The 13581-nt window shown below is 71.1% G+C and carries 12 protein-coding genes; 6 read left to right on the forward strand and 6 right to left on the reverse strand.

Features of this window, described 5'->3' with window-relative positions; genetic code table 11:
• The first annotated feature begins 13 nt into the window (after nt 1-13).
• The 4 genes from FBY41_RS21110 (at nt 14) to FBY41_RS21125 (ending at nt 5065) form a co-directional block, all read left to right on the forward strand.
• Nucleotides 14-994, forward strand: coding sequence for an alpha-ketoacid dehydrogenase subunit beta (locus FBY41_RS21110; RefSeq protein ID WP_221629396.1), 981 nt, complete (start codon nt 14-16; stop codon nt 992-994).
• The gene (locus tag FBY41_RS21115) at nt 987-2393 is read left to right on the forward strand and encodes a 2-oxo acid dehydrogenase subunit E2 (RefSeq protein WP_141846877.1); all 1407 of its coding nucleotides are present in this window, start codon (nt 987-989) and stop codon (nt 2391-2393) included. The genes FBY41_RS21110 and FBY41_RS21115 overlap by 8 nt, the downstream gene beginning before the upstream one ends.
• A 5-nt stretch (nt 2394-2398) precedes the next feature.
• Nucleotides 2399-2686, forward strand: a complete 288-nt coding sequence (locus FBY41_RS21120; RefSeq protein WP_141846879.1) for an acyl carrier protein — start codon at nt 2399-2401, stop codon at nt 2684-2686.
• Nucleotides 2687-3112: 426 nt separating this feature from the next.
• Complete coding sequence (locus FBY41_RS21125) at nt 3113-5065, forward strand: hypothetical protein (RefSeq protein ID WP_141846881.1); 1953 nt, start codon at nt 3113-3115, stop codon at nt 5063-5065.
• A 133-nt stretch (nt 5066-5198) separates the two neighbouring features.
• Here the strand turns inward: FBY41_RS21125 and FBY41_RS21130 are convergent, their stop codons facing one another.
• The 4 genes from FBY41_RS21130 to FBY41_RS21145 all read right to left on the reverse strand — a co-directional run bounded on the left by FBY41_RS21130 (nt 5199) and on the right by FBY41_RS21145 (nt 10282).
• Nucleotides 5199-7085, reverse strand: coding sequence for a SulP family inorganic anion transporter (locus tag FBY41_RS21130; protein ID WP_141846883.1), 1887 nt, complete (start codon nt 7083-7085; stop codon nt 5199-5201).
• 137 nt (nt 7086-7222) lie between these two features.
• Complete coding sequence (locus FBY41_RS21135; RefSeq protein ID WP_141846885.1) at nt 7223-8110, reverse strand: ABC transporter permease; 888 nt, start codon at nt 8108-8110, stop codon at nt 7223-7225.
• The gene (locus FBY41_RS21140; protein ID WP_141846887.1) at nt 8097-9068 is read right to left on the reverse strand and encodes an ABC transporter ATP-binding protein; all 972 of its coding nucleotides are present in this window, start codon (nt 9066-9068) and stop codon (nt 8097-8099) included. Before FBY41_RS21140 ends, FBY41_RS21135 begins: the two co-directional genes overlap by 14 nt.
• Complete coding sequence (locus tag FBY41_RS21145; protein WP_141846889.1) at nt 9065-10282, reverse strand: LolA family protein; 1218 nt, start codon at nt 10280-10282, stop codon at nt 9065-9067. The genes FBY41_RS21140 and FBY41_RS21145 overlap by 4 nt, the downstream gene beginning before the upstream one ends.
• A 94-nt stretch (nt 10283-10376) precedes the next feature.
• On the opposite strand from FBY41_RS21145, the gene FBY41_RS21150 reads away from it, so the two are divergent.
• On the forward strand, nt 10377-11027 hold the full coding sequence (locus tag FBY41_RS21150; RefSeq protein ID WP_141846891.1) for a response regulator transcription factor: 651 nt from the start codon (nt 10377-10379) through the stop codon (nt 11025-11027).
• The gene (locus tag FBY41_RS21155) at nt 11024-12421 is read left to right on the forward strand and encodes a sensor histidine kinase (protein ID WP_221629380.1); all 1398 of its coding nucleotides are present in this window, start codon (nt 11024-11026) and stop codon (nt 12419-12421) included. The genes FBY41_RS21150 and FBY41_RS21155 overlap by 4 nt, the downstream gene beginning before the upstream one ends.
• A gap of 88 nt (nt 12422-12509) precedes the next feature.
• On the opposite strand, the gene FBY41_RS21160 is transcribed toward FBY41_RS21155, so the two are convergent.
• Both FBY41_RS21160 and FBY41_RS21165 read right to left on the reverse strand, forming a co-directional pair.
• Nucleotides 12510-12974 (reverse strand): cupin domain-containing protein, encoded by a 465-nt coding sequence (locus tag FBY41_RS21160; protein WP_141846893.1) that lies wholly within the window; start codon nt 12972-12974, stop codon nt 12510-12512.
• 134 nt (nt 12975-13108) lie between these two features.
• Nucleotides 13109-13459, reverse strand: a complete 351-nt coding sequence (locus FBY41_RS21165; RefSeq protein ID WP_141846895.1) for a hypothetical protein — start codon at nt 13457-13459, stop codon at nt 13109-13111.
• Between the last annotated feature and the right edge of the window lie 122 nt (nt 13460-13581).

The raw sequence follows: 13581 nt of genomic DNA on the forward strand, positions 1-13581 counted from the left end.
CGCTCCGGCGACGGTGACGACGACGTTCCGAGAAGCGCTCCGCGAAGCCCATCGGGAAGCCCTGGCGCGGGACCCCCGGGTCTTCCTGATGGGCGAGGACGTCGGGCGCTACGGCGGGTCCTTCGCCGTGAGCCTCGGCCTGCTCGAGGAGTTCGGCGAGGAGCGCATCCGCGACACGCCGCTCTCGGAGTCCGCCTTCACCGGCGCCGGCATCGGGGCGGCCCTGCGCGGGTTGCGGCCGATCGTCGAGATCATGACGGTCAACTTCAGCCTGCTCGCGCTCGACCAGATCGTGAACAATGCCGCCACCCTGCGGCACATGTCCGGTGGTCAGCTGTCGGTGCCGATGGTCATCCGCATGACGACGGGTGCCGGGCGACAGCTTGCCGCGCAGCACTCCCACAGCCTCGAGGGGTGGTATGCGTCGATCCCCGGCATCCGGGTCATCGCTCCGGCGACGCTGGAGGACGCGCGCGGCATGCTCGGCCCGGCGGTCGAAGACCCCGACCCCGTCGTCCTCTTCGAGCACGGCTCGCTCTACAACCTCTCGGGGACCCTTCCGGCAGAGCCCGTTCGGGTCGACATCGCCAGTGCGGCCGTCCGGCGCGCGGGCACGGACGTCACCGTCATCGCGTATGCCGGTGGGCTGGGCAAGGCGCTCGCGGCCGCGGATCTGCTTGTGGCTGAGAACATCTCGGCCGAGGTGATCGACCTCCGCGTGCTGCGACCCCTCGACGATGCCACGATCATGGGCTCGGTCGCGCGCACCCACCGGGTCATCATCGTCGACGAGGCCTGGCGCACAGGCAGTCTCGCCGGCGAGATCTCGGCTCGCATCGTCGAGCAGGCGTTCTACGAGCTCGACGCACCGATCGAACGCGTCTGTGCCGCAGAGGTTCCCGTGCCCTACGCGCACCACCTCGAGGAAGCAGCCCTCCCGCAGGCAGAAGGCATCGCCGCCGCGGCGAGGCGGGTGGTGGGCGTCCATGGGTGAGTTCCGGATGCCGTCGCTCGGCGCCGACATGGAGCAGGGGGTGCTCATCGAGTGGCTCGTCAAGGTCGGTGACCACGTGCGCCGCGGTGATGTCGTCGCCGTCGTCGAGACGCCGAAGTCGACGGTCGAGGTCGAGTGCTTCGAGACGGGCACGGTGACCCGGCTCCTCGCCGAGGAGGGGCAGACGGTGCCGGTCGGGGAGGCGCTGGCGCTGCTCGGTGCGGCCACCGAGGTGGAGGCGACGGTTGCTGCGCCGGCAACGGTGGAGGCGACGGCTGCTGCGCCGGTGACAGTGCCGGTGGCTGCGGGCGCTGGGGTGGCCGCAGGTGCTCCGGCGCCGTCGGGGGCAGCGTCGGGCTCGACCGCGCGGCCGCCCCTGTCGCCGGTGTTGCGCCACCTGGCCCGCGAGCTCGGCGTCGACCCGACCACGCTGCACGGCACCGGACGGGACGGCGCCCTCACCCGGCACGACGTCGAGCAGGCGGCGGTGGCCCCGACACCGGCAACGACGTCACCGCACCGGCCGCGGGTCTCGCCGCTGGCCCGCCGGCTCGCCGCCGAGGAGGGCGTCGACCTGACCTCGGTGCAGGGCACGGGACCCGACGGGAGCGTCCGGGCGGAGGACGTGCGACGGGCCACGCGGCATACGGGATCGGGGGAGCGGGCGGCGTCGGCCCCCACCTCTCGGGTCGAGGTGAAACCCGAGGCCGCGCCGGAGGAGCCACCGCCTCCACCGATGAGCGACATGAGGCGGAGCATCGCGGCGCTGATGACGGTCTCCAACCAGGAGATCCCCCACTACCACCTGAGCCTCACGATCGACCTCTGGCGGAGCCTCCAGTGGATGAAGGAGCGCAACCGCGAGCTGGAGATGTCGGAGCGGCTCGTGCCGGCGGCGCTGCTCCTCGCCGCGACGGCGCGGGCGGCGCGGGCGGTGCCCGAGCTCAACGGCCACTGGATCGAGGGAGCCTTCCGTCCGGCCGCCGACGTCGACCTCGGGCTCATCCTGTCGCTACGCAGCGGTGGCCTCCTCGTGCCCGCGATCGGTGGCGCCGACCGGCTGTCCGTCGACGAGATGATGGCCCGCATCAAGGTGCTGACGCGACGCGCGCGCAGCGGGCGTCTGCGCGGGTCGGACCTCGTGCCGCCGAGCATCACGGTCTCCAACCTCGGCGACCAGGGCGTCGACAGCGTGCTGGGGGTCATCTACCCGCCGCAGGTGGCGCTCGTCGGCTTCGGCGCCGTCGCAGAGCGACCGTGGGCCGTGGACGGCATGCTCGGCGTGCGGCCCCTCGTCACCATCACCCTCGCGGGCGATCACCGCGCGACCGACGGCGCGACGGGGTCGCGCCTGCTCAAGACCATCGACCGCCTGTTGCAGGCACCTGAGGAGCTGTGACGAGGATGACCACGACACCGAGCCAGAGCGGCAGCCAGACCGCACCGGGCAGCCCGAGGGAGATGCTCGAGACGACGCTGCGCGAGATCGTGCCCGACGCCAGCCTCGACGGCGTCAACGGCGATGCCGACCTGCGTGAGACCTTCGAGCTCGACTCGCTCGACTTCGTCGAGCTGGTGGAGCGGCTCGGCAAGCGCGCCGGTTTCCGCATCGAGGACGACGACGCCGACCAGCTGCGCACGATCGACGCGGCGACGGCCTTCCTGTCGCGGGGGATGCGGCGCATCGGTTGAGGCGCTCGGCAGGCCTGTCGTGAGGCCTGCTCCAGATCGCCTGTCAGAGTCCGCACAGGCAAGTCCCAGTTTCGGGGATGTTATCGGAAGTTCCTGCAGCGCAACGACTCTGGTGCGACCATGAGGGGATCGACGGCGCCGCCCGCACAGGGTGAGGCCGTCACGGGATCGACATCACATCCGTTACCGATCGGGGGCATGGATGGGTTGCAGCTGGTCATGACGCACGACACGCGGTGCCCCCTGAGCGGCCCGCGCGAGGTTCCCTCTGACCGCCCCTCGTCCGGGCGGCACCGTCACCCACGCCTGCAGTCGCTGCGGCGCTGACACACCATGGTCCGGTCGCGTCACGGCCGGACGTTCGGCATCGCGTCTGCCTGCATGCCGGTCGAGGCGCATGCCCTCACCGAGGAGAGTGACTGTCCCATGTCCGAATTCGATGTTGCTGCGGACCTGAACCTGGCTGCCGGTGCCCTGCGCGGGCTGGTCGACGACGAGGACCGCTTCCGCGCCTGGTATGACGCCTTCCTTGCCGGCGACGCCGACTCCTACCGACGGATCCTCGGAAAGGCGTCCGCCCTGGAGCACGAGGATCTCCTGTGTGGCTGGCTCTGCAGCAAGGAGTGCGTGCGACTCTGCTGGCGTCTCTGTGGACCGCCCCGGATCGACCGCATCCCCGAGCCTCGCGAGCTCGCCGAGGTCATCGTCAGGCTGACGAGCGACGAGGAGCTGCTCGAGCGCCTCGTGCAGCCCGTTCTCGAGCTGGACCCGCGTGCCTGGCAGTCGCTCGTCAACGAGCTCGAGCTGCGGCCGTTCTGCCACCTCATCTGCCACTGGGTCTGTCGCGTCTACTGCCGGCTCCGGTGCGAGCGGCTCGACGACACCGACGGCGTGCTCTCGCGCCACCTCGTCGATGAGCTCGCTGGCGCGGGCCCGGCCATCGCGGCGCTGGTCGCAGACGAGGCCGGCTTCGCGGAGGTGAGCAAGGCTGCTCTCGCCGGCCGGTGTGAGCTCGTCAAGAGCGTGTTCGACCGTCTCGGGCTGGCGGACCGGTGCCGGTGGATCTGCGAGTTCTTCTGCTCGTGGAGGTGCGTCCGGGTCTGTATCACCCTGTGCCGCCCGTTCCAGGTCACGGAGATGGACCTCTCGCTCACCGAGGCCTACGAGTTCGGGCAGGCCATCAGCCGGTTGTCCGAGCAGCCCGAGGCCCTCGCCGCTGTCGCCGACGCCGTCGAGCGTGAGGACGTCGATCGGTTCGCCTCGCTCGTCAAGGAGCTCGGGCTCGAGCGCTTCTGCGTGCAGCTGTGTCACTGGGTCTGCTCGTGGCACTGCACGCTCCTGTGCCGGTGTGTCTGCACTCCTGTCCTGCAGCCGTGGTTCACGCACGTCGGCCACTTCGACATCTACGCCGACATCGACTCCGGCACCGGCCTCACGAACAAGGGCCTCTCCTTCTCCGGGCTGTACTTCAACGGTGGCCCGGGGTTCGCCTTCCAGGACTGCCTCGAGCTGCGTGGCTACTGCCCCGCGGCCTCCCCGATCGACGGCACCGCCATGCGCTACCGCTTCGTGCTGGCCGGCACGTCGACGCCGATCACCGGGAGCAGGGTGTGCCAGGTCGATGCAGGATCCCGGGTCGTCTCGTGGCCGCAGAACCTGTCAGGGGTCGCGGGTGCAGCCAACGTGTCCACCTTCCAGACGATCGCCATCGCCGGCGCGCCGACCGCGGAGAAGCCGCCCCCCGCTCCTGGCGACCCCTGGTACGGACCCGACATCCACACCCTCGTGCCCGACCCGGACGGCTGGGTGGTCGTCGACCCGGCCTCGATCTCGGGCGGCTTCACCACCCTGCTGGGCTTCGACACCACGGACGATGTGCCCGGGGGTATGCCGACCAGCGCGAACCCGGCCGGTCAGACCGCCTCGCCCGCACCGTCCGGCCAGGACCTCGGGATCGTCTTCGAGGCGACGAGGGTGGCCGGGCCGACGAGCCCTCCGGACCACTCCAACACCCTCGCCCGGGTGCACATCAGCAACTGGAGGGAGCTCAACCTCCTCGACATCCAGCAGTTCCACGGGGCGGGCGCCGGGGCGTGCAGTCCGATCACCTCGGCACTGGATGTCGACTACACCGCCGACCATGAGGTCATGGCCGCATGGTCCGTCGCCATCACGAGCGCCTCACCCTCGGCCCCCGGGACCGTCGCCGGAGGCACGGTGCCTCGAGGCGGCTTCGGGACCGATCACGAGAACACGACCGGGTGGCAGCCCTGCTCCTACACCGCCTCGCTCTCGACCAGAGCGGCCCTGACGACCGGGCTCATCGACAACCAGGGGTACACGACGTCGAAGACGTTCTGCACCACCGGTCGGGGCTGACCCCTCGGCACGGCGTGACGCGGACGAGGACGGCGGGCGCGACGCGTCCCGCCGTCCTCGACCGCCCGTCGGGCAGGGCGGCGGTCGGGCGCCCCGCGCGCCCCATGCCGCGAGGACCGGCCGGACGAGCGGACTATGACACGGCCGCCCGGCCCCCCGCGAGAGGCGGCTCGTCCGGTGGGTCCGGGCCCGGGTCACGAGCCACGATGTGCTCCTCGTCGTCGGCCTCGTCGGCCTCGTCGGCCCCGTCGGGCCGGATTACCGGGGCGCCGGTGGCGGCCAGCGCTGCCTCGTGGGCCGGGAGGTCGGTGAGGCCGTGCACCCGGCGGGCCTCGCGCACCCCCTGAGAGATGCTGTGCCACAGGTGGTCCTCGCCGAGCTCGGGGATCAGCCCGGAGCGGCGCAGCGCCTGGCGCACGGGCCACATGACACGGACGAGGAAGAGATCCACATCCCGTTGGACGAGTGCGGCCCGAAGATCGGCGAGGGCGTCCGCGCTGGTGGTGTCCATCTGGTTGGTCGCCTCGAGGTCGAGAACCAGCGCGCGGGTCCCGGGGGTCGAGTCGATGAGAGCCAGGATGCTGTCGTTGGCCGGCGAGGCCGTGACCCAGAAGAGCGGCACGTCGAGGCGAAGCACCATCACACCGGGGAAGGTCGAGCGCTCGGGATGGTTGCGGATGCTGCCCCACGCAGCCTTCTCATGGGGCACCTTGCCCATGATCTCGACGTCGACCCTGGTCGAGCGGAAGACGAGACCGATCACCGACGCGGCGACGGCGAGGAGCAGGCCGTTCAGGGGTCCGAAGGCCAGCACCCCGACCGCCGCGATGGCCGCGGCGACGATGTCGTTGCGGCGAACCCTCCGATAGCGGCCCAAGGCGCTGAAGTCCATGAGCTTCCACACCGCGTTGACGACGATCGCGCTCAGCACCGCGCGGGGGAGCGCCGAGAGGGTGGGGGCGATGGCCACGATGACGACGACGGCCAGCGCCGCTGCGGCCAGTCCGGTCACCTGCGTGCGCCCGCGCGCGTCGCTGACCGCGGCCGTCTTGGACAGGCTCCCGGCGACACCGAGGCCGCCGAAGAGCCCGGACGCGACGTTGGCGGCGCCGGAGGCGAGCAGCTCCTGGTCGGCGTCGATCCGGTAGGCCCCCTTGGCCGCGAAGAGGCGGGCCGCGCTCAGGCCCTCCGCCAGCCCTACGAGCGCCAGTGCCGCACCGGCCGTGAGCAGCCCGACCACGTCGGCGGGGTCGACCTCCGGCATGCCGGGTGCGCTCAGCCCTTGCGGGACCGGCCCGACGACCTCGACACCTCGCGCCTGCAGGTCCAGGGCTGCCGACGCCGCGAGGCCTCCGATGAGGACGAGGAGACCCCACGGGACCTTCGGCATGAGCCGTTGGCCGCCGAACAGCACAACGAGCGCGACCGCCGACACCGCCACGGTGAGGAGGTCGGCCTCTCCGCGGGTGACGCTCGAGCCGAGCGCCCCGACGCGCTCGATGACCCGTCCTGCCGGCGTCGGCACGCCGACGAGGTGCGGCACCTCGTTGAGGATGACGAGCATGGTCAGCCCGAGCACGAAGCCGGTGACGATGGGCTTGGACAGGAACTCGGCCATCCAGCCGATCCCGACGAAGCCCGCAGCGATGAGCACCAGCCCGGAGCCGAGCGCCAGTGCGGCCGTGTACGACGCAGCCTGCGCGGTGCCGGCGACCCCGAAGCTGGCGAGGAACGACCCCGACAGCACGGACACCGTCGAGACCGGGCCCACGATGAGCTGCCGGGAGGAGCCGAACACGGCATACGCCACGAGTGCCACGGGCAGCGCGTAGAGGCCGACCTCAACGGGGGCCCCGGCGATCGACGCGTAGCCGAGGGCCTGCGGGACGGCGAGCGCGGCGACCACGGCGCCGGCAACGAGGTCCCCCCGCAGCCACGCGACCCGGTAGCGCGGCAGCCAGTGGACCATCGGGACCCGGCGCCATCTGCCCGTGGGGAGGGCCGTCGCGTCATCGCTCACCCATGCCACCCCGTTCCGCAAGCCGTGCTGCAACGCTAGCGGTGCGGAGCCGCATCACCAGGGCTATTGAGACATGCGGGCGTCCGGCGTCACATGGCAGTCGGCCGAGGTGGGGCGATGGCACCCTCCGGATGGCGTCAGCTCGTGATGTCCTTGCCCGCGAAGCGGGCCCAGGCGAGCAGCCCGAACACGACGGCATACCCCAGGTCGACCCGAAGGCCTTGGGCGATGTTGTCCCAGAAGGGTGGGTCGCGCAGCAGGTCGCCGAAGGCCATCCACTGGTCGACGAGGAGCCAGGGGTGCAGCCACGAGATCTGAGGCACCGAGTCAGCGATCCAGGAGAGGATCGTGAAGATCATGAGTGCCACGGTGGCTGCCAGCGGTTGCTCCGTGAGCGTCGAGATGAAGAGCCCGACGGCGCCGAGGGCCGCCAGACCGGCGGCGATGTAGAGGCTGACGAGCACCACCCGCCAGACTGCTGCGCCGAACGAGATCTCACTGCCCGAGAGCGTCAGCATCGGTCCGGTGCCGAAGAGCGCGATCCCCGCGACGGCGCCGGCGACGACCACGACGGCGACGCCCCACACGGCGCCGATGACGAGGGAGGCGTACTTCGTGACGAGGAGTCGGGTCCGCCCCACCGGCACGGTCAGCAGGTAGCGAAGCGTGCCGAGGTTCGCCTCGCCGGCCACCGAGTCACCGGCGAGCATCGCGATGGCGAGGGGAAGGAACAGCCCCAGCTCGACGCTGAGTGCCGCGAGCGGCACGAAGAGCCCGTTCGACGTGATCGAGGAGAGGAAGTCCGGCCCTCGCCCCTCACGTGGCGAGGAGATCCGCACCGCGACGGCGATGAGGACCGGCACGGCGGCGAGGACGAGCAGGCCCATCTGGTTGCGCCTGCGGCCGGCGATCAGCCGCAGCTCGGATCGCAGCAGGCGCGTCGACAGCCGCCGCGAGAGGGGGGCTGCGCCGGCGACCCGTGCCCGCTCGGAAACCTCTGTGACGACCGGCTCAGCCGCTGACATCGAAACCCTCCCCGGTGAGCGAGACGAACAGGTCCTCGAGGCTGGGACGGGTCACGGTGAACTCCTTGACGCCGACGCCACCCTCGACGAGCGCGGCGACGATCGCCTCCGGTGCGAGGCCGTCCGGCGTCCCGCGGACGCCGCCGGGCACGGTCTGGACCTCGCCGAGCCCGAGCTCGGTCAGGATCCGGGCGGCCGCCTCGGGCTGTCCGGTGAGCACCCGGGCCGATGGGGCCGCGCCTCCACGGACCTCTGAGCTCGAGCCCTGGGCGACGAGCCGGCCGTCGCTCATGACGCCGAGGTGGGTGCACATCTGCTCCACCTCGGACAGCAGGTGGCTCGACACGAAGACCGTCGTCCCGTCCGAGGCGAGCGAGGCGACGAGGTGACGGACCTCGCGAGTCCCTTGCGGGTCGAGGCCGTTCGTCGGCTCGTCGAGCACCAGCAGCTCCCGTGGCATGAGCAGCGCGGCCGCGATGGCCAGCCGCTGACGCATGCCCAGGGAGTAGGCGCGATAGCGCTTGCCCGCGGTCGCCAGCAGGCCGACCCGGTCGAGTGCGGCGTCGATCCGCTGCCTCGAGGTGCGCGGGTCGGCCGTGAGGTCGGCGGCGTCGAGGCGCTGCAGGTTGGCCCGCCCGGACAGGTAGGGGTGGAAGGCCGGGCCCTCGACGAGGGATCCGACGCGAGGAAGCACCTCCTGGGCGCCCTGCGGAATCGGTTGCCCCAGCAGGCTGCTCGTGCCGGCAGACGGGCGAACGAGGCCGAGCAGCATACGAATGGTCGTCGTCTTGCCTGAGCCGTTCGGCCCGAGGAAGCCGTAGACGGAGCCTCGCGGCACGACGAGATCGAGGTCGTCCACCGCGGCGCGCGCGCCGAAACGCTTCGTCAGCCCTCGGGTCACGATGGCGAGATCGCTCCCGGGGGCTGACGTGGCTCGTGCTTCCAGCGCTTGGGTCACTTCGCTGCCAGGGCGCTGAACAGCTGGCTCGCAGGAACTGCCCCGAGGGCCACCCGGCCGTCATTGGTCAGGACGACCGAGAACAGGCTGCCTTCGAGGACATGCCCGCTCCCCCACGTGCCCGAGGTGGTCGGAAGCGCCTTGAGTATGCCGTTCAGCTGAGCCGTGCTGTCTGCCGCGGACCCAGCGGAGCCCTTGGAGGCTGCCGGCACGGTGAAGGGGGCCACGACGACCGTGCTCCACCCGGAGCCGACGACCTTCGGGGCGCCCTGACCCGTCGTGGGCGCGGTGGGCTCGGGCGCGGTGGGCTTGGGCGCGGTCGCGTTCGTCCCGCCCGTGCCTGCGAGAAGGTGGTCGGACTGGGTGACCGTGGTGCCGGGGGGCGGCGTGAACGAGAACTGACGAGCGTCGGGCTTCGCGAAGTCGACGGCCGAGAAGCCCACCTCGAACGCGGGATTGGTCCGCTTCGTCGAGTAGACCTGGACGCGCAGCGGGACGTGGACCTGGCTGTCGATCGCGATCCGGACCGAGCCCACCAGGGTGGCCTTGTCCTTCGGCGTGAGGATGAGCTCGTATGCCGACCGGCCCGCCACCGAGGCCGCGCCGGACGTCGTGACCGTGGTGTCCTGGCCCATGAGGGCAAGGGCTGCAGCCGCCGCCTCGTCGGGCGTGCGGGGCGCGCCGGAGGCCAGCGTGCTCGGGACGCCGCTCGGCAGACCGCTCGGGAGCCCGCTGGGCAGACGCTTGCCGGCCGAGCCGGCACGCACCTGGTCGGTGCTCAACGTGTGGTGCACTGCGGACTTGTCCGCGCTGGACCACAGCCAGACGTCGTTGCCGTTGTGGATGACGTCGGACTCGCCGTTGCTGCCGATCAGTGCGAGCCGCTGACGTGTGGGACCGTCGAGCCAGACCCGCCACGTGTGCGTGCCGGAGATGAGGGAGGTCAGCGAGCTGCTGGCCGAGCCGGGTCGTCCCGACATCGACAGGCCCGGGATCTCGGGCAGGCCGAGGTCGGAGGTCTGCACCACGGTTCCCGACAGGCTGGAGACGTTCGCCGACCGGACGTCCGCCAGCAGCTGGGCCGCGGTTCGGGAAGGTAGCCCGCTGTCGGCGTTGGCCGTCTGGTTGACGGTCAGGGCCGTCGCGCCGATGACGCCGAGGGCCGCGACGGGCAGGGCCCAGCGAGCCTTGGGGTGGTCGATGAAGAAGCTCATGTCCCCATCGTGCGCCTCATCTGCTGAGAACCGACTGAGACCGTGCATCCGGGAGGAACGGCGCTCGGCCGGCACGTCGTGGCATCGTGGCGGTGTGCGGGTGCTGCTGGTGGAGGACGAAGCCCGGATGGCTGCGGCCATCGTGCGCGGGCTGACGGCCGAGGGTTTCGTGGTCGACCACGTCGCGGACGGGCAGGCGGGGCTTGAGGCGGCACGCTTCGGCGCATACGACGTGGTCGTCCTCGACATCATGCTGCCGCGGATGTCCGGCTACACCGTCGTCAAAACGCTTCGGGCAGAGCAGGTTTGGGTGCCGGTGCTGCTCCTCACTGCGAAGGACGGGGAGTACGACGAGGCTGACGGGCTCGACTACGGCGCGGACGACTACCTGACCAAGCCCTTCTCCTTCGTCGTCCTCGTGGCCCGGCTACGGGCCCTGCTGCGTCGCGACCCCGCCCCGCGACCGGCGATCCTCCGGGCCGGCGTAGTGATGCTCGACCCGGCAACGCATCGTGTCGAGGTCGACGGGTCGGAGGTGGCGCTTGCCCCGCGTGAGCTCCTCCTTCTCGAGCACCTCATGCGCGCGCATCCTGCGGCGGTCCGCAAGGAGGACCTCCTCGAGAAGGTGTGGGGAGACCTCGACGACGCCAACGTGGTCGAGGTCTACATCGGCTACCTGCGTCGCAAGCTGGGCAGGGCGCGCATCGAGACCGTTCGCGGTGTCGGCTACCGGATGGCACCGTGACCGGCACCCCACGCCTCCCGTCGGTGCACCCTCGTGTCGCGAGGCTAAGCATCCGGGCCCGGCTGATGCTCATCGGCCTCGCGGGAGTCGCCGGTGCGCTCCTCATCGGGGGTGTCTCGCTCTACGCCGTGCTCACCACCTCGTTGGGTCGCTCCGTCGAGGGCACGGCTCGCGCGAGCGCCGAGCAGGTGGCTCTGCTCGTCGACGCGGGGCGGGTGCCCGACCCGGTCCCGGTCTCCGGGTCGCAGGTCGTGCAGGTGCTCGACGCCCAGGGACGGGTGGTAGCCGGGTCCGTGACGGCCGACCGGATGACCTCCCTCGTCACGCCGGACGAGCTGCGACGCGCGCTCGCCGGGGAGCAGGTGGTCGTCGCCGGCAACCGTTCCGGTCTCTCCGGTCGCCTGCAGGTCGTGGTGGTCCCGGCAGGGGCGGCCGTGCCTTCAGGGCGCCAGTACGCCGTGGTCGCAGCGGCGCCCACCGGAGACATCGAGCAGAGCGCCCGCACCCTTCGCACCCTGTTGCTGTGGATCTTCCCGCTGCTCCTCGCCGTCCTCGCGGCCATCGCGTGGCGCGTCATCGGCGCGGCCCTCGCTCCTGTCGAGGCGCTCCGTCGAGGCGCAGAGCGCATCGACGAGTCCTCGTCGGAGACCGATCGCCTCCCGGTGCCGCCGACCCGTGACGAGGTCAGCGCGCTCGCGACGACCCTCAACGCGATGCTCGACCGGATCACGGTGGCGCGGCGCAAGCAGCGCGCCTTCGTCGCCGACGCGGCCCACGAGCTGCGCAGCCCGCTCGCCAGCATGCGCACCCAGCTCGAGGTGGCCCAGCGCCTGGGTGAGGGTGGTGACCTGCCGACCGAGCTGCTTGCCGACGTGGACCGGCTGAGCACGCTGGTGGACGATCTCCTCATCCTGGCGCGCGCCGGTGACGCGGCCGCGACGCGCCGGTCCTCCGAGGTCGACGTCACGGCGCTCCTCGCTGACGTCGCCGGCCGTTACGGCTCCGCCCGTGTCCCGGTCGGCACTGCGCCGGGTCTCGCTGGTCGTCGACTGCTGCCGCGGGCCGTGCCGGACGACCTGACCCGGGCCGTGACGAATCTCGTCGACAACGCGGTGCGGCACGCTCGCACCCGCGTCGTCCTCGACGCCACCTCGGTGGGCCACCAGGTGGAAGTCACCGTCACGGACGACGGCCACGGGATCTCCGCCGCGGACCGCGAGCGTGTCTTCGACCGGTTCACCAGGCTGGACGAGGCCCGTGACCGAGACAGTGGCGGCAGCGGTCTCGGGCTGCCGATCACCCGGGCACTGCTACTGCGCAGCGGAGGTGACGTGCACCTCGAGGATGCTTCTCCAGGCGTGCGAGCCGTGGTCCGCCTCCCGGCGAATCCCTGAGCCAGCATGGCGCACAAGGAGATTCCGTATGCCGTGAGCCCGCCGCGCGTCTGAGGAGCCCGCCTCATCTGAGGTCGGGCGGTTCGGGCTAGGCGTGCTGGTCCGCGGCCGAGCCGGGTTGTACGGACCAGTCTGCGGGTTCGTCGTCGGTGTCGGCGGCGGCAACCGCCTTGGTCTCGTGCACCTTTCCCGGCTTGTGGTGCTGCGGCGCGTAGACGGTGTAGAGCTGCATCGGCTCATCGCCGATGTTGGTCACGTTGTGCCAGCTGCCGGCCGGAACCATGACGCACCAGCCGTCGGTCACCTCTTGGTCGAAGGTCAGCTCGTCCTTGCTCGGCCCCATCTCGGCTCGACCGCGCCCGCGGTCGAGCCGGATGAACTGGTCGGTCTCCGCGTGCTTCTCGAGGCCGATGTCGCCGTTGACGGGGATCGACATGAGCGTGACCTGCAGGTAGGTGCCGCTCCATGCCACCGTGCGGTAGTTCGGGTTCTCGAGTGTCTCCTTCTCCAAATCGAACGACTGGGGGCCAGGACCGCTGTCTGTGATGCTCATATTTCGACCGTAGCCCCGCCCAGGCATGGCCGGACCGCTTCGTGACCAAGACCGCTGCCACGGACGCACCCACCGCACAAGCAGCACCGCACACATGGACAGCGTGATGACAAGCGCCGTTCGAACATGGCGCCTCAGGTGTTCATCCGGTAGTGGTCCTGCCACGCCTGCTCGCCGTGCCCGGCGGTCAGCCACCCCTCGGCCGTGATCTCACGGCGCAGCCCATCCAGCGCCTCGTCCATCCCCGGTGCCCACTCCTCGCGGGGCAGCATCGTCCGGCCGAGCGGCAGGTGCCCCCAGCTGTACGGAGCCGAGAACGTGTCACTCTCGTACCGCACCTCGCCGCCGAGGAGGCCCACGAAGTGCCACTGCTGCATCATCCCGGCGAGCAGGCCCAAGGTGCTGACCCACGCTCTGCGCGTCGCCGCGTCTTCCAACTCGATCGTCAGCGTGCCATCCAGATCATTCTCCGTCGCGGTGCTCACACCTCCAGCCTGCGTCCGCCGCCACTTCACGTCGGCGTAACAGCCTGTCTCGGTCGTCACATGCGCGCCACGGCCTCAGTGGTCCCATCCTTGTGGCTGCGCGACCCCACGCACTCTCGGGC

Source organism: Humibacillus xanthopallidus, assembly GCF_006716675.1.
Taxonomy (GTDB): domain Bacteria; phylum Actinomycetota; class Actinomycetes; order Actinomycetales; family Dermatophilaceae; genus Humibacillus; species Humibacillus xanthopallidus_B.